The organism is Acinetobacter sp. LipI_15, assembly GCF_058242865.1.
In genome coordinates, this window is the sequence record NZ_JBZAYN010000002.1 from 41,672 (window position 1) to 57,996 (window position 16,325).

The following is a 16,325-nucleotide window of genomic DNA, read 5'->3' on the forward strand; positions in this document are numbered from 1 at the left end:
CTATGCGATAAACCATTTAAAATGTCCTGTTTTTAACCACAAGAGTCAAGCACAGGATTTAAGTTTCTTTGTTCAACAACAGCTTTCTGAGCTTTACGACTTGGCATACTTTTCTTGAGACGGGAACGTTTATTCTGTTTCTCCAATTCCTCATGTTGCTGCTGGATATGGGCCAGGACCGAACCTAATCTTTTATTCTCAACCACTTCATTCTGCTGTAGTCCAGCCAGTTTATTGAAGACGCTATAGTTGATCTTCCGTCCTTCATGCATGATTGCCACAGTACCATCCGGGTACTCCAGAAATGAAATGTATTGCCCAACAAGCTTATGATTCAGCTCTGTCGGTTCAAGCATATAAATACACTTGTCATAGGTCAGGGTCAGATTCTTGGTGACCTTACGCGGTTCCTGCCAGGTAAAAATATCATCCAGTTCAAGATCAGATTCGGTTAATGGCCGATGCAGGTTCTTTGAGTTTCGCGCACATTTGGCGAACTTCTGATTGAACTGCTCAATAAAGCAGGGTAACCATATATTGGCCTCTGCAATCGAACCGATGCCTTCCAGGCGCATCTCTTTGATCAGACGGTCCTGAAGGGTTCTGTTGGCACGTTCCACACGACCTTTGGCTTGGGGTGAGTTGGCAAAGATAATATCGATGTTCAAATTATTCAGAATCCGCCCAAATTGCGTAATCTGGCTGTCTTGCCTGGATTTTTGATTAACTCTGAATATCGAATGCTTGTCACTATAAAAGGCTAGAGGTTTGCCGTATTGTTCAATGTAGGCTCGGGTTGAAAGCATGTAGTCAAAGGTCGTTTCAGCCTCACAAAAGCGCAGATGCAACAGCTTTCCAGTAGCATCATCGATATAAACCAACAAGCAGCATTTTGCAGCGCGTCCTTCAAACCAGTCATGATATGAGTCATCAATTTGGATCAGTTCACCGAAGCAATCCCGGTTATAACGTGGCTGATATGGACGCTTCAGGCGCTTGGATCGCGGAATCCACAGGTCATTGGCCGTCATCCAGCGCCGAAGCGTTTCTACCGGGATATTCAGGTCAAATATGCTGCTGAGCTTCTCATGCGCCAAGGTGGGTCCAAAGCCCAGCAAATGTTCAGCAATAATGGAAAGGCACTTTGATTTTAACAAGTCATCATGGCGACGATGGCCAGGTTGACCACGACTGGCATGTGCCATACCTGAGACACCATCTTGATTGAGCTTTTGCAATAACCGGGTAATTTGACGGGTGGAAAGATTTAGGATTTCAGCAGCACGGACCTGGGTAATACGATGATCTCGAACGTCTTGCAGAACTGCAAGCCGTTGAATTTCTTTGTCAGACATAGTGATCAGCATCTATATTTATATCCAGTCCATGGTGATAAAAACCATCATAAACTAGACATTTTTATTGGTGAGAATATAGACACTTTAAATGGGTTCTAACAATGTTATTCACCAATTAAAATGTCTATGCGATAAACCATTTAAAATGTCCTGTTTTTAACCACAAGAGTCAAGCACAGGATTTAACTTTCTTTGTTCAATAACAACTTTCTGAGCTTTACGGCTTGGCATATTTTTATTTGTTCTTGAACATTTATTCTGTTTTTCCAATTCTTCATGCTGCTGTTGAATATGTGCCAGAACTGCACCTAACCGTTTATTCTCAACAATCTCATTTTGCTGTAGCCCAGCCAATTTATTAAAGATGCTGTAGTTGAGCTTTCGGCCTTCATGCATGATGGCCACAGTGCCATCCGGGTACTCCAGAAATGAAATGTATTGCCCAACAAGCTTATGATTCAGCTCTGTCGGTTCAAGCATATAAATACACTTGTCATAGGTCAGGGTCAGATTCTTGGTGACCTTACGCGGTTCCTGCCAGGTAAAAATATCATCCAGTTCAAGATCAGATTCGCTTAATGGCCGATGCAGGTTCTTTGAGTTTCGCGCACATTTGGCGAACTTCTGATTGAACTGCTCAATAAAGCAGGGTAACCATATATTGGCCTCTGCAATCGAACCGATGCCTTCCAGACGCATCTCCTTGATCAGACGGTCCTGAAGGGTTTTGTTGGCACGTTCCACACGACCTTTGGCTTGGGGTGAGTTGGCAAAGATAATATCGATGTTCAAATTATTCAGAATCCGCCCAAATTGCGTAATCTGGCTGTCTTGCCTGGATTTTTGATTAACTCTGAATACCGAATGCTTGTCGCTATAAAAGGCTAGAGGTTTGCCGTATTGTTCAATGTAGGCTCGGGTTGAAAGCATGTAGTCAAAGGTCGTTTCAGCCTCACAAAAGCGCAGATGCAACAGCTTTCCAGTAGCATCATCGATATAAACCAACAAGCAGCATTTTGCAGCTCGACCTTCAAACCAGTCATGATATGAGCCATCAATTTGGATCAGTTCACCGAAGCAATCCCGGTTATAACGTGGCTGATATGGACGCTTCAGGCGCTTGGATCGCGGAATCCACAGGTCATTGGCCGTCATCCAGCGCCGAAGCGTTTCTACCGGGATATTCAGGTCAAACATGCTGCTGAGCTTCTCATGCGCCAAGGTGGGTCCAAAGCCCAGCAAATGTTCAGCAATAATGGAAAGGCACTTTGATTTTAACAAGTCATCATGGCGACGATGGCCAGGTTGACCACGACTGGCATGTGCCATACCTGAGACACCATCTTGATTGAGCTTCTGCAATAACCGGGTAATTTGACGGGTGGAAAGATTTAGGATTTCAGCAGCACGGACCTGGGTAATACGATGATCTCGAACGTCTTGCAGAACTGCAAGCCGTTGAATTTCTTTGTCAGACATAGTGATCAGCATCTATATTTATATCCAGTCCATGGTGATAAAAACCATCATAAACTAGACATTTTTATTGGTGAGAATATAGACACTTTAAATGGGTTCTAACATTAAAATTTCGTATAATCGCCATTATGTTAAATGGAGAGAAAATTAGTCTAAAATTCTTATATATTCTTTTTGTACCCCAGTTAAGATACTCACAAGTTGTTTCTTTAAATTATCAGCATCTTCTTTATAATCAGTATTCCAATCATTCCATTCAGTTGGTCTGTTAGCTAAATCCCAATCGCATAAAGCTAACCCATTTATTACTTCCATATCGAAAATTAAAGTACCTAATTGCTCCTGCATTTCTATAGGGAAATTATCTTTAAAACCATCGTAAATATTTTCAACATTTTTCGTAAATTCAGCATAGTGGTAATGAGTTTCTGTGGGTCTCGAATAGTTCTGTACAAATTCTAAAAGTTCATTCATTTTATTTTCCCTTACCATCAATTTTCCCATGCGATACTGTAACAACATTGATCCTAGCCAAAATAATGGACAGTACTTCCCTCTAAAGATAACGTAACGTTAACTTTGGAGATACAAGAAATGGGCAAACGTTTTAGTCCTGAATTTAAACAGCAAGCAATTGATTATGCACTTTCAAACTCACACGAGTCAGTAGCTGCAATCTCTCAGAAATTAGGTGTGGGTTATTCAACATTAGATAAACGGATTCGTGAAACCAATCCGGCAGGTTCAAGCAAACGTCAACTTTCACCAGAACAACAGCGGATCCTAGAATTAGAGAAAGAAGTCAAACAGCTCAGGGAAGCCAATGACATCTTAAAAAAAGCGCATGTGTACTTTCTGACAGATCATGCCAAGAAAAGTACACGGTAATTCAAGATCTAGCTGTGAATGGAGTCACTGTATCTTCTGTCTGTAAATGCCTGGGTGTCAGCACTTCAGGCTATTATGCCTGGGGTTGCTGCGCATATGCGTCCATTCCTCGGAAATATTAGTACGACACCTTCACGTGACTTACCAGACTCTCAAAACTGCCACGACTTTTGTCAGTATTTGATTGATGCACCGCATAAATTCGGAATGACTGAAGAAGAACTTATCGCAGCCAAAACAGACGGTCACATGGATACCAATTCGATTCATCCAGGCTGTATTTTGATTTGTCCTGTGAAAGTACTAGGTGCAGGTGTCTACATGGGGGATATGCATGCGCAACAAGGCAATGGTGAAATTGCAGGACATGCCACGGACGTTTCAGGTGAAACAGAATTAAAAGTAGAAGTGATTAAAGGCTTAACAATTGACGGCCCAATTTTACTTCAAGCACCAGATGACTTACCACCAATGGCACGTCCATTTACCAAGGAAGAGCGTGAAAAAGTGAAAGCTTTAGGTGCGCGTTGGGGACAAACTGAGATTGAGGAAAGTGCTCCAATCACATTTATGGGAACAGGTAAGAACCTCAATGATGCAACGGACAATTCATGATTACATCCATTATTATAATCATGAAAGAATACAACTAAATTTAAAAGGATTGAGCCTTGTTCAATTCAGAACTCAATCCTGTTGTTAACTAAACTGTCCAAGATTTGGGGTTCAGTTCAAATGGGCGGTTTTTTAGTTGCCTAGATTGTAGTAATGGTCCAGTTGTCTCATTTGGTAGTCGCTCATTTCAGCATCCTTAAAGAATTCATCTCTTGACTCAAGTACATCTCGAACATCCTTTATGATCTCTTTTGCCTGAAACTCGGTTAACCCAAAGGCATTGCAGCGACTCAATAGATTTTGCGCCGTTCCGATTCGGCCTTCTTCTCCCACGGCGATCGCATGTTCTTTTGGGTAAGATGCGCGAGATCCGTGCGGTAGAACATCAAATAGAGGGCTGAGTGAATAATGATGATTTTTCATGTCATGCATTAAGAAGCCATGGTTTTTTAAATGATCATCTGTATTACTGATCATCACATTCAAGACCATGCGCTTATATAGCTCTAATTGATTGCTGATTGCGTCATGGCAAATTTGACTGCAGATCTTAGACAAATGCATATAAGACATCTTTAAGTCGTCTACGCGCACTTTACGGATGTTCATAAGGCTGTGTGCGCTGATGTAGTGTTTCTTTCGCTCAGGGCAGTTACGATCAAAGCGCTCAACAAGCAAAATAGGGTTGCCTTCAACTTCTTCAAGCTCGACATTGCTGACATTCAAACCTAAAGCTTGCGCCATCTTCATTGATGCATATTCAACTTTTGCATTATCAAAGAGGTCATCGGATTTATTGAATTTCGCAATCCACTCAATGCCTTTGTGCTGTACGACCACTTTAGGTCGCGCACCCCCCATTGATGACCCATGGTGAATGAGTTTTGATAAATAATTATCGGTCATCATGCTGATCATGTTCGGGTCTTGGTGCTGATCAACTGCTTTAGATAATTTTAAGTAAGCCTGTAAGTCAGAGAATTTAACAAAGGATTCTTTGCCAACGGTTTTGACCGCTTTAGAAGACAAACTCGCCACTAAGCACCCAACTGCATTACCACGTGCCGCAATAAGCCATTCAATTTGATTGAGTGGTACGCGAGTGTGCTGGGTTAACGTAAGCTTACGACCCCAATTGTCGGGCGTAGCATCTGCAAGTACGCCAAAGCCATCTTTAGCTGCAGTGGTGTACGCCGTGTTGGGTGTAATAAATGGTAGGTTAATTGGATCAAGCTCAAATGAGTTATTGAGATCCAAATAGCTCTTACCATAAATAAAATTATAGATTGAATCTTTGAGCGCATATTGAGCAACAACTTGCGGCGTATCGCCTGTATCCAAAAAAATGTAGCAGCTCTTAATTTCTTCTTGCATGGATAGGTTTTTAGAAGTCATCACTCATATCCTCTGATTTATTATTAGCGCGGACTCGAACTTTTTTGGTAGCGAGTGCTTTTCCAACTTCGTCATTTTGTGGGTTCGCAATACTAAGCAAACTGTCTTCCAAGCCAAATACAACGAGAATGGAAATAAGATTTTTTAGGTTAGAGCTGGGTTTGCCGCTTTCAAGTCGTGAGATTGTCTTTTCATCCACATGCACACGGTTAGCCAATTCGCTAATCGTCATATTCCGGTTCATGCGTGCTGTTTTAATGTTACTCCCGATCTGAACTAACAGATCTTCAACACCCTCAAGCATAAAATCACTTGCTGCTCTTTTCATGAAAAATCTCCTAAATACGGTCATTATATACAGATTAACCGACTTAAGCAGTATTTTATGGGTGTTTTTAAATTATATTTGTAAGAGATTTTAAGCTCTTGAGCCTATTTGCAGGGTTGGTGCATAATTTAAATTGACTTGAGAGGAAGTGCGCTGTGTAAGTGTGAGAAATAAAAGAAAGGTAAAGTAATGGATCAACCGAAAATTCTTTTGGAAATGGAGCAATTTTGTGAAACTAATAGCAATGTAAGGTTAATGCTCAGGGAAGTAAGTCGTTATCCTTTAGGTGAATGCGTCATGGAACGTATGTCATTAAAAACGCAGGCCATGCAGCGCATAGATGACATGGTAATGTTTCATAGGTTTGCAATGTCTGTACATAAACAGTGATCTTAGCCAAAATAATGGACAGTACTTCCCTCTAAAGATAACGTAACGTTAACTTTGGAGATGTAAAAATGGCTAAACGCTTTAGTCCAGAATTTAAACAGCAAGCAATTGATTATGCGCTTTCAAACTCACACGAGTCTGTAGCTGCAATCGCCCAGAAATTAGGTGTGGGTTATTCAACATTAGATAAATGGATTCGTGAAGCTAACCCAACAGGTTCAAGTAAACGTCAACTCTCACCAGAACAACAGCCCATTCTAGATTTAGAGAAAGAGGTCAAACAACTCAGGGAAGCCAATGACATTTTAAAAAAGGCGCATGTGTACTTCCTAACAGATCATGCCAAGAAAAGTACACGGTAATTCAAGGTCTAGCTGTGACAGAAATTAAGGTTTCATCTGCCTGTAAATGCCTAGGTGTTAGCACTTCGGGATACTATGCTTGGCGGAAGCGACAGATTTACGCTACTCAAAAATATACTGATTTAAAAGCTGTATATTGGCAACACCATGCTCGCTTAGGAGCACCTTCATTAGTTCATGACATGCATGATTTAGGTTACTGCATGAGTGAACGTACAGTTGGAAGGATGCTAAAAAAGCTTGGTTTACGCAGCAAGATTTCCCGCAAATATAAGCATACAACTGATTCAAATCATCGTTTGCCGACGGCACCGAATTTGTTAGATCGCCAGTTTACAGTCACTCGGCCAAATAGAATTTGGACGACCGACATAACGTATATTCACACCAAAGAAGGTTGGTTTTACTTATGCGTGATACTAGATTTATTTAGTCGTCGTATTGTGGGTTGGCAAACCAGCCATCGAATAGACCGTCAATTGACGTGTGATGCATTTAATTATGCAATGGCTCGTAAGGGGTATCCAATGGATGTTATGGTCCATTCTGACCAAGGCTCACAATACTGTAGTCGAGATTTTAGAGCGCTATTGTTGACGAATAACTGCATTCAAAGCATGTCTAGACGAGGCCTTGCGCAGTATACTGCTCATGGGATAATGCGGTGACGGAAAGCTTCTTTCATACATTGAAAGGTCATGTGGTACACGGGAGTGTGTTTACTACCCGAAAAGAAGCCAATGCTGTCTTGTTTGAATATATTGAGATTTACTACAATCGAATTAGACGGCATTCTGCAAATGGCTGGTTAAGCCCAGAAGCTTTTGAACAGAATTATTTCAAGAATTTAGAGGGACCGATTGTCCACGATACTGTCTAGGATCATCTCTGCATTAGTCACAATAATGTCCCAAATTTCACGCATTTTATTGGCTTTACTAGTTTTTTTTCCCTTGTATGGTACTGCTTGGCTTTTGCGTATTTTGTGGTACAGCCCTTGCTTTACAACCACAATCACTTGTTTTGGGATCCGCAGATACTCGAATCATCGCAAGTTTTGTGCTACTACCTAAAAATCTTGTGTAGTTAGTCATTTGTTTTTGATCAGGAGGGTCTTTGCTGTCCAAAAACTTAATTTCGACCCAATGTAAAATATTATCAATCGTTGGCACTTTCATAATATCTTTCACCACAATGACATCAGCCCCTATTCGATGATCTCCTCCTGGGGTTTCCATAAATTTATGTCGCGGAGGATTAGCCCCTGAAACCATCAATGGTTGTTTGCTTTTTATGTCATAAATCACTTCTGCTTTAATTGGACATTTATGTTCCATCACAATATCTACCAAGGCAAAAATCACTTGTACCGCTTTTTGTCTAAGATGGCGTACCCCCCCATAAACTAATCACCTTATCAGCCATGGTTTCTTTTCTTGGGGCTTTTCCTGTTACACCACCAATCTGATTGCTAAAACAGCAAACTTTACAAATCACTGATTTAAATAAAATTGGTTTCTTGGTGTAAACCTCATACCACGCCCCGACCCTTGAAGCTTGTGAAGGTGCTGTAGGTTTAGTTGAACCACTAGGTTGTGGTGTTGTTGAACCTCTTTGCTCTTTTTTAATATCCGTTACAACTTCTGTTGCAAAAGAAAAAAATAAACTCAATCAACTCTTGGGCTATATCTGCGCCAATATCTTTCAAAAAGGGAATTAGATGTTTTTTTACCAGTTCGGTGGTAACTTTAGCTGCCTGATTTAATAACTTTTTTAGGACATAGAGTAAAGCTCTTAATAAAAATGCAAGTACAACATAAACAGCAGCAGCAATAACTGGAGCAACCATAATTTTCTCTTATTCTTCTATTTCTAAATCAATATCATCAAATTCATCTTCTGATCCAGTCAGTGAAAAGCAAATGGCTTTATATGGATGGTCAACAATAAATGCTCAATGCGCACCAACTGCTCGTTTTGTGATGTTTGGTTGTAATACAGCATCTGATGACAAAGTTGTTAGAGTGTTTGCTAAAGATTTATCTGAATGTTCTAATTTTCAAAATGTACAAGTATGGGGACAAACTGGACCTGCAAAACCTTCATTTTATCCAGATAAGAGAGATAGTAGTGTCTTAAGAAATATGGGAACTGGTTGGACAGTCAACACTACTTATATGGTGGCTTCTACGCCAGGTGATGGTTGATATACGCTGAATTATCAGGAGACTTTCCCTTGGGAGATTCTAGGCAGCCAACTTATAAAAGTCTTCGGCCATTTGATTTGGTGTCTTAAAACCCAAACCCTTTTGAATTCTTCGATGATTATAAAATAACTCAATGTATTTTATAATATCTGCTTTGGCTTCTTCTCTGGTTTGATAGTTGTAATGATGCACTAACTCATTTTTCAGTATTCCCCAAAAGCTTTCAATCGGTGCATTATCGTAACAGTCTCCGCGCTTGCTCATTGAACCTTGAAAACCATATTGCTCAAGTATATTTCGATATTCATGGCTGCAATATTGACTTCCTCTGTCTGAATGCACAATCAGTTCTTTGGTTGGTTTTTGATTGTGAATAGCCATATTTAGCGCATTACAAACAAGCTGTGTTGTCATGCGCTCATTTAAGCTATAGCCAACCACTTGCTTCGTGTAAAGGTCTTTTACCGCTGCTAAATACAGCCATCCTTCAATAGTCCATATGTACGTAATATCACTTGACCATGCTTGATTTGGTCTAGTCATTGAGAATTGTTGCTCCAGCAGGTTTTCATAGATCGCTCGATTATGGTCACTATTCGTAGTCCTTTTAAAACGCTTGTGTCGCTTACAATACAGGTGGTTCAGCGCTTTTATCTGACGTACAGCGTACATACTCATTTTTATACCCTGAGCTTGTAAGTATTTGGTTAATCGAATATAACCATAGCTCTGCCTGGTCTCCTCATGGGCTATTTTCACCAATATCGTCTGTTGATTTCGTTGAATCGTTCTTTTGCTCACGCCTCTCTTGAGCCAATCATAAAAACATGAAACTGAAACATGAAGTAATCGAGCCATTAAGGTAATTGGAAAAGAATATCTTTTTTGTTTCATATAGGCGTACCTTACTGACTTTCTTTGGCAAAGTACGCTGCTGCCTTTTTTAAAAATTCACGTTCCATTTCAGCTATTTTGAGCTGTTGTTTGAGTTTTTTATTTTCTTCGAGTAGAGCGTTTAGATCAGGTGAATACTGTTTTGTACCTGCTAAAGTTCCAGCCTTTGCTTTGGTATTCCAATTTGAAAGAGTTTGCATTGAAATGCTAAGTTGTCTAGCTGTTTCCGAGACATTGCCTTGATTGGCTTCAATTAATTTGATGGCTTCAGCTTTAAATTCTGTGGTGTAAGTCTTGTGTTTCTTGCTCATGGTAAACTCCTGATGAGTGTGTTTAGTTTACCAAGTTAAAACCTCCTATTTTTTCAGCACACATCAGGTTTTGCTGCAACTCGTGGTGTGCCACTATTTTCTCCACCTGCTCTACCCATGAAAAAATTTATCAATGGTGTATTAATAGAAACAGCATTCCAAAATCAATTTAATGATCATAGGAATAACGTAAATTGAAGAAAAAAATTGGAATTTTTATCATCCTTATAGGCCTAATTATGGTAATAGCTACTAATTTTGAAAAGAAATATGAAACTCAGATCAGTATTGACTTAGATGAAGATGTAAGGAAAGATAATTTAAAAATAATAATAAATACATATGGTTATTTACTAGATGGTTATGAGTCAAGTAAACATATTGGTCAGACAAATACGTATTTATTTTTATATAAGGATGCTCAGATTCAAGATTATAGAAATACTAAAATCAATAAATATAGTGATTATTATATCTACGCTAAATATGGAAATAAGTATGCAAAAATGAAGTATACAAACTCTTTAGTTATGGGAAATGACCCCAACCTTGGCAAGGTCACCGAGATTTATTTCATTAAATGACTCCAATTATAAGTATATGATTTAATTATTAGTATATGGTTTTTTTGTGGGGTAAAATTTTGATCAATTTAGATCATTTAATGTTGTTTTAGTCACTTTATTTTAGACGTTTTAGTTTATAAAAGTCACCTATGTTTTGATACTGATTTTCATGAGAAATAAAAATAATATATAATTTAATATAATGACTCTTAATCCTCATGAAAATGTTTTATATTCAATTCAATAAATGAATATTATGCTCAATCCTATTTTGGATCATTTGCAGAGTCTCTGCTTGAATTTGTCCAGGTAATAGATCATGAGCGATATTGCTGAATCGGATTGCAACCTTACAAATAGAGCCAATAATTTCATCGACTTCTTGAGCAGAAAGTTCTGCTTCCTGAGTACCAAGTTTTACAAGAGCTTGTCGAGGAATATCCAGTGCCTCACCCATGATATCCATTTGATGATATCCACCTGGCCCTTCACAGAAAGTAACATCATAGGCAGGGGCGAGTTTCCATTGCCCATTTTGAGACATCAGAAATGAAAAGTTTTTGCAATGATCATCTCGATTATTGAAGACTACATTGAAAACAGCTCGCTTGAATGCAATTGCTTTTTCGCGAACATCATTGGTGCAAAAGTGTGCAGCGCGAAGAAAGTTACTGTAGTCTAAACTCCCTGGTGATTTAAAATCAGCTCCGGTGAAGGCAGCTAAACTTTGCATAGGGATACGCATACCATCATGGCGGTCAAATCTTTTTGATGCAAATGCGGTTAATCCATTCGGAAGAGTAAAATATTGAGTATCAGGGGTGTCAATATCACAATGACGTAAACATTCTGCATAAACAGCTTCAATTGCACAAACTTCAGGATGCTCTTGCTGAGCGGGAAATTTGATCAGCCAGGCTTCATGTTGATGTGAGCTAACTGTTGAGAATTCGTTGGTGACAGGATCACGATAGACGAGTGCTTTTGGCCTTGCACCTTGTGGTGATCCACCCATAACTAATAAATGCTGTAAAAATTCAGCACCTTCTCCTTTGAGAACTTCCTGGACTTCTTGGGCGAGTTTAAGCAGTGGAATATTTTCAGTTAATGCTAACTCAGGTGCTGAAGGTTCAAAGGATAATGCCCCCATCGCATGTGTATTAATATACGTGAGTCTTTCTAATGGCCCAATCCGTGCTGGATTGAGTCCATTTTTTTTAAATAAGCGATCCATAAGGAGCATGCCCCAACCATCGGGTAGGGCATCATATATAGGACCTGGCAATCCCATTTGATGTGCAGGAAAGTTCGTTCTTAATGGGTCACCTTTTAACGGAAGTAGGTAAGAGGAAAGTTCTAAACCTTTACTGATCGCTTCTGCACTGTATTCAAAGGCGATTAATGGTCGACCTGTGATTGCGGTTGAGGAGACCAGTGTACCCCAAAGCCAATATTCACCCCATCCATTGTAGTAAACATTAAGTTTTTTGAGCATGGATTTATTTCCTTTTGATACGTTGGCGAGCCGTATTGCTCTCATAGCGGAGAATGTCATCTACACTGTTTAAATGAGGTTTAAAGAGTTCCTCTAATTCTTTTAATCGACCCAGTACCATGGCAACGCGTACTAAATTTTCAAATGAAACATTTCGACCAGCTTCCAAATTAGATACTGTATTTACACCAATACCAGCACGTGTAGCGACGTCTGCCTGAGTCATTTCCAGATAAAGTCGTTCCTTACGAAGCCTTTCACATAATAAAGTAACAACTTCTTCAGGTTTTTTGAATATTAAATCCATAATATTGGGTCTTATGTCTATATATGTGTATTAAACCACAAAATAATGGAGTTATAAAATAAACCGACTTAGTCGGTAAGGAGGGTACTTTATTGGCCTGATTAGATCCTATTAGATTAAAGAAGTCTAATTAGACATTTACAATCTAATAGAGTCTAACAACTTGCTTTAAGCTCAATCAGTTTCGCGTGGTGTCGCGAGGAACCGTGATTTGCTATCAGTTCAATCTGGAATATCTGACACAAGTGGTCTGGAGTAATGAGGTCGATGGGCAGCTCTTTGCCTTTCTTGATACCTTATTCAGTACCGATTTACAATTTATTCATCATCTTCCGCAAACATTGCTTCAATTTCATCCCAGTGCGGAAATTTATACTTGTTTTTATTCACTTCAAATTGCAGGCCTACTGCATTAAGTATAGATTCAAATATGCTAAATGAGCCTGTAAAGTGGCCATTTTCTATCTCTGAAATTGTTGTTTTATTAACGTTCGTTTTTTCTGAAAGATTTTTCTGTGTATAGCCCAGAGCTTTTCTTGCCAAACGTATTTCTTTACCTATTTCTTCTCTTGAAGCCATATCAATTCTAACCCTAGAAATTTGTTCGCTATATAGCAAACTTTTATAGTGATTTTTGAATACCTTTGAATTTATAGGGTTCGATTTTGCCTTAAATTATTTGAATAGAGCTCATATGTGTATAGGATTTTTAATCCTTTAGAATTAGGCTAGCCTGTCTCTTGATGTAAAATCAATAATACTTGGACATCTATTCTTGTTTTATCTGGACATTTTTTTCTGCTTTAGGGTTAAATGAAACTACACAAAGATGTGGAACTTTGATTAAAGAACAGGCGTGGAACAGTAAAATTCAACAAAAAAGCCGTTCCAGTGTGCTGTTTACTGGAACGGCTTTGGTTAAGATATTGATAATTATAGGAAAATTCAAGCTGTTATTCACCAATTAAAATGTCTATGCGATAAACCATTTAAAATGTCCTGTTTTTAACTACAAGAGTCAAGCACAGGATTTAAATTTCTTTGTTCAATAACAACTTTCTGAGCTTTACGACTCGGCATACTTTTCTTGAGACGGGAACGTTTGTTTTGTTGTTCCAGTTCTTCATGCTGTTGTTGAATATGCGCTAGTACAGAACCCAAACGTTTATTCTCAACGATCTCTCGCTGGTTGAGCTGACTTAATTTATCGAAGATACTGTAATTGATTTTTCTACCTTGGTGTTCAATGGCTACCGTACCATCCGGGTATTCCAGAAACTCAATATACTTGCCGATCAATCGTTGATTTTCTTCTGTTTTTTTTAGGATATATACGCATTTATCATATGTAATCGTCAGGCTGTTTGTAACTTTGCGAGGTTCACGCCAGGTAAAAATATCATTTAACTCGTCAGCGGTTTCACTGACAGTCCGGTGTAGATCCTTGGGATTAATGGCCATCTTGGCAAATTTACGATTAAATTGCTCAATAAAGCAGGGCAACCATGCATTGGCTTGCTCAATCGAACTAATGCCTTCCAGACGCATTTCTTTAATCAGACGGTCTTGAAGCGTTCTATTGGCTCGTTCTACACGGCCTTTAGCTTGGGGTGAGTTGGCGAAGATGATATCGATATTGAGGGTACTGAGCACACGTCCAAATTGCGTGATCTTGGTGTCTTTATTGCTGCTTTGATTCACCCTGAAGACTGAATGTTTGTCGCTGTAAAATGCTAAAGGCTTACCGTGCTGTTCGACATATAAGCGTGTTGAAATCATATAGTCAAAGGCTGATTCTGATTCACAGAAGCGTAAATGCTGTAATTTTCCTGTGGCATCATCGATAAATACCAGTAGGCAGCACTTGGCAGAACGGCCTTCAAACCAGTCATGATATGAGCCATCAATCTGGATCAGTTCACCGACGCAATCTCGGTTATAACGAGGCTGATACGGTCGTTTCAGACGCTTGGCGCGAGGAATCCATAAATTAGCTGCAATCATCCAAGAACGTAGTGTTTCCACTGAAATATCAAATCCATGAACAGTGGTGAGCTTTTCATGCGCTAAAGTGGGTCCAAAACCGTGGAATTGCTCAGCAACAAGATTGAGGCACTTGAGCCTGATTTCTTCAGGAAGCCTGGAGTTGCTGGTTTGGCCACGTGCAGCATGTGCTAATGCAGCTGGGCCTTGAGCTTTATATTTCTGCAGTAATCGTCTGATTTGACGTTCTGAGATATGAAGTAGCTGAGCAGCCTGAGGTTGAGTTATGCGTTGATCTCGAACGTCTTGCAGAACAGCAAGACGTTGAATTTCTTTGTCAGACATAGTGATCAGCATCTATATTTCATATCCAGTCCATGATGGTTAACCCATCATAAACTAGACATTTTTATTAGTGAGAATATAGACATTTTGAATGGGTTCTAACATTTTGAGTTCGTATAACGTGTATTATGTTAATTTAGCTTACTCTATGAAATTATTCAGGAATATTAACCAAACGGCTATGTTGCACAAAGATTTCATAACTATATGATTTTAAAAGTTTTGATTGTTTTTTGATCCAAAATTAAATTTATTTAAATCAGATGCTTACATATTTATGCAACAAAGCCACTCGGTTTTAGTTTTTGATAGAGTTTCAAATCTTTTTAAAAATAATGTGCATGAATGTATGCATAAAGCATAAATAAAGTACCTAAAATACCTGACACTATAACCAAGTAATGTAGATAAAAAAATACAGGATACTTTTTCAACATTTCCTTTAACTGGGAATCACCTATTTTTTGATATACATTATTCCCATAGTAGGTTTTAAAAGAAGTATTAAACTTTATATTTGATAATTCTCTCCAATAGGCACTGGGCAACATACTCAAATGAAAGAAATCAAATGGTTCCATCAATCTTGTAAATCGTTTCTCATTCTTATATAAAATTTGGCAAATTCCTTTTAGATAAATATTGGTATAGATATAAAGGCTTATGAAAAATACCCACAGCAAAATAAAAAATAAAAGCCCCAACGTTATGAATGGAATCTTTTTAAATAAAATTAGTATAATTTCCATACTTATTTGCTTACATTTTCTTCAATAACATCATAAGCCGTTCCTGCACCCCATCCAACAATCTCAGATGTACCTTTAGCGGCAATAGCAGCTCCAGCAGCAACAATACCAATTAATCCTGTTCCACCTGTCGCAAGTCCGACAATTAAATAACTTGCATAAATTCCAAAACCAATACCAGCGCCAACTTTAGCAGTCTCAACAACTGTTGTTCTTGCTTTGTCTTCGGGTGCAGCTTCATACACTTTTATGCTCGAACCTACAACATCCGTAGCAATAGACACATAACCCGCTATCTTTAGTTGTGTCGCAAACTTACCTATTTTGCCCATTTCTTTGGCGTATTCTTTGAGTCCACCTTTAAAGTTATTGTCTCTAACCAATGCCGATTGCTTCAACATACGGCGCATATTGGTAGTTTTAATCGACTGATCCCAACGCAAGAATTTCTTAGTTCCTTCGTTATCTAACTCCCTATACAAGTTTGCATACTTCTGTTTGAACTGGGTAAAGTTTTTAGGGTTTGCTAACCCTAAGCCTTTGGCTTGTTCTTCAGCATACTTTAGAGCGAGTTCACCATGTATTCGATATTTTCGACTGGTTTTCTCTTCTGCCATTACTAAGGCAGCATCTGAAAGGTCTCTTATCTACCT

Annotated in this window: 17 protein-coding genes and 3 pseudogenes; 6 read left to right on the forward strand and 14 right to left on the reverse strand. The window is 38.9% G+C overall.

Annotation, left to right across the window (positions count from 1 at the left end):
* Positions 1-32: 32 nt before the first annotated feature.
* The 3 genes from AC4CU0_RS15220 to AC4CU0_RS15230 form a co-directional block, all read right to left on the reverse strand.
* Positions 33-1,367, reverse strand: a complete 1,335-nt coding sequence (locus AC4CU0_RS15220) for an ISNCY family transposase (RefSeq protein WP_490743544.1) — start codon at positions 1,365-1,367, stop codon at positions 33-35.
* A 147-nt stretch (positions 1,368-1,514) separates the two neighbouring features.
* Positions 1,515-2,849 (reverse strand): ISNCY family transposase, encoded by a 1,335-nt coding sequence (locus AC4CU0_RS15225; protein WP_490742418.1) that lies wholly within the window; start codon positions 2,847-2,849, stop codon positions 1,515-1,517.
* A gap of 135 nt (positions 2,850-2,984) precedes the next feature.
* Positions 2,985-3,311 carry a hypothetical protein gene (locus AC4CU0_RS15230; protein WP_180022336.1) on the reverse strand — a complete coding sequence of 109 codons (327 nt, stop codon included), beginning with the start codon at positions 3,309-3,311 and terminating at the stop codon, positions 2,985-2,987.
* A 120-nt stretch (positions 3,312-3,431) separates the two neighbouring features.
* Between AC4CU0_RS15230 and AC4CU0_RS15235 the strand changes: the two are divergent.
* The 3 genes and pseudogenes from AC4CU0_RS15235 to AC4CU0_RS15245 all read left to right on the forward strand — a co-directional run.
* A pseudogene (locus tag AC4CU0_RS15235) lies at positions 3,432-3,808 on the forward strand (transposase); the annotation flags it as partial.
* 13 nt (positions 3,809-3,821) lie between these two features.
* Complete coding sequence (locus AC4CU0_RS15240; RefSeq protein ID WP_490743558.1) at positions 3,822-4,340, forward strand: acetamidase/formamidase family protein; 519 nt, start codon at positions 3,822-3,824, stop codon at positions 4,338-4,340.
* A pseudogene (locus tag AC4CU0_RS15245) lies at positions 4,336-4,428 on the forward strand (IS3 family transposase); the annotation flags it as partial. The gene AC4CU0_RS15240 and the pseudogene AC4CU0_RS15245, both read left to right, overlap by 5 nt.
* A gap of 44 nt (positions 4,429-4,472) precedes the next feature.
* Here AC4CU0_RS15245 and AC4CU0_RS15250 read toward each other — a convergent pair.
* The gene (locus AC4CU0_RS15250) at positions 4,473-5,735 is read right to left on the reverse strand and encodes a type II toxin-antitoxin system HipA family toxin (RefSeq protein ID WP_227591938.1); all 1,263 of its coding nucleotides are present in this window, start codon (positions 5,733-5,735) and stop codon (positions 4,473-4,475) included.
* Positions 5,725-6,063, reverse strand: coding sequence for a helix-turn-helix domain-containing protein (locus tag AC4CU0_RS15255; protein ID WP_111886070.1), 339 nt, complete (start codon positions 6,061-6,063; stop codon positions 5,725-5,727). The genes AC4CU0_RS15250 and AC4CU0_RS15255 overlap by 11 nt, the downstream gene beginning before the upstream one ends.
* Before the next feature lie 458 nt (positions 6,064-6,521).
* Here AC4CU0_RS15255 and AC4CU0_RS15260 point away from each other — a divergent pair.
* Positions 6,522-7,695: pseudogene (locus tag AC4CU0_RS15260) on the forward strand (IS3 family transposase).
* 58 nt (positions 7,696-7,753) lie between these two features.
* On the opposite strand, the gene AC4CU0_RS15265 reads toward AC4CU0_RS15260, so the two are convergent.
* From AC4CU0_RS15265 to AC4CU0_RS15275, 3 genes are read right to left on the reverse strand one after another with little or no spacing between them, the layout of a single operon-like run.
* A complete protein-coding gene (locus AC4CU0_RS15265; protein WP_257226320.1) occupies positions 7,754-8,179 on the reverse strand; it encodes a hypothetical protein in 426 nt (141 codons plus the stop codon).
* A 16-nt stretch (positions 8,180-8,195) separates the two neighbouring features.
* Positions 8,196-8,486, reverse strand: a complete 291-nt coding sequence (locus tag AC4CU0_RS15270; RefSeq protein WP_257226319.1) for a hypothetical protein — start codon at positions 8,484-8,486, stop codon at positions 8,196-8,198.
* Positions 8,440-8,664 (reverse strand): hypothetical protein, encoded by a 225-nt coding sequence (locus AC4CU0_RS15275; protein WP_257226318.1) that lies wholly within the window; start codon positions 8,662-8,664, stop codon positions 8,440-8,442. The genes AC4CU0_RS15270 and AC4CU0_RS15275 overlap by 47 nt, the downstream gene beginning before the upstream one ends.
* 73 nt (positions 8,665-8,737) lie before the next feature.
* On the opposite strand from AC4CU0_RS15275, the gene AC4CU0_RS15280 reads away from it, so the two are divergent.
* The gene (locus AC4CU0_RS15280) at positions 8,738-9,022 is read left to right on the forward strand and encodes a hypothetical protein (RefSeq protein WP_490743545.1); all 285 of its coding nucleotides are present in this window, start codon (positions 8,738-8,740) and stop codon (positions 9,020-9,022) included.
* Between the two features lie 39 nt (positions 9,023-9,061).
* On the opposite strand, the gene AC4CU0_RS15285 is transcribed toward AC4CU0_RS15280, so the two are convergent.
* Positions 9,062-10,227, reverse strand: a protein-coding gene (locus AC4CU0_RS15285; RefSeq protein ID WP_490742568.1) for an IS3-like element ISAba22 family transposase whose coding sequence is annotated in 2 segments (ribosomal slippage) — positions 9,062-9,969 and positions 9,969-10,227 — 1,167 coding nt in all. Because the reading frame shifts where the segments join, the coding sequence is not laid out codon by codon here.
* A 194-nt stretch (positions 10,228-10,421) separates the two neighbouring features.
* Here AC4CU0_RS15285 and AC4CU0_RS15290 point away from each other — a divergent pair.
* Positions 10,422-10,811: a hypothetical protein gene (locus AC4CU0_RS15290; RefSeq protein WP_490743546.1), complete on the forward strand. Its 390-nt coding sequence runs from the start codon at positions 10,422-10,424 to the stop codon at positions 10,809-10,811.
* Between the two features lie 217 nt (positions 10,812-11,028).
* Here AC4CU0_RS15290 and AC4CU0_RS15295 read toward each other — a convergent pair whose 3' ends face one another.
* From AC4CU0_RS15295 to AC4CU0_RS15315, 5 genes are all read right to left on the reverse strand, one after another.
* The gene (locus tag AC4CU0_RS15295; protein ID WP_180108329.1) at positions 11,029-12,288 is read right to left on the reverse strand and encodes a type II toxin-antitoxin system HipA family toxin; all 1,260 of its coding nucleotides are present in this window, start codon (positions 12,286-12,288) and stop codon (positions 11,029-11,031) included.
* A gap of 4 nt (positions 12,289-12,292) precedes the next feature.
* A complete protein-coding gene (locus tag AC4CU0_RS15300; RefSeq protein ID WP_111886029.1) occupies positions 12,293-12,595 on the reverse strand; it encodes a helix-turn-helix domain-containing protein in 303 nt (100 codons plus the stop codon).
* Positions 12,596-12,913: 318 nt separating this feature from the next.
* Complete coding sequence (locus AC4CU0_RS15305; RefSeq protein WP_180036186.1) at positions 12,914-13,174, reverse strand: helix-turn-helix domain-containing protein; 261 nt, start codon at positions 13,172-13,174, stop codon at positions 12,914-12,916.
* 426 nt (positions 13,175-13,600) lie between these two features.
* Positions 13,601-14,923: an ISNCY family transposase gene (locus AC4CU0_RS15310; RefSeq protein WP_490743547.1), complete on the reverse strand. Its 1,323-nt coding sequence runs from the start codon at positions 14,921-14,923 to the stop codon at positions 13,601-13,603.
* 751 nt (positions 14,924-15,674) lie between these two features.
* A complete protein-coding gene (locus AC4CU0_RS15315) occupies positions 15,675-16,289 on the reverse strand; it encodes a hypothetical protein (RefSeq protein WP_228154778.1) in 615 nt (204 codons plus the stop codon).
* Positions 16,290-16,325: the final 36 nt, after the last annotated feature.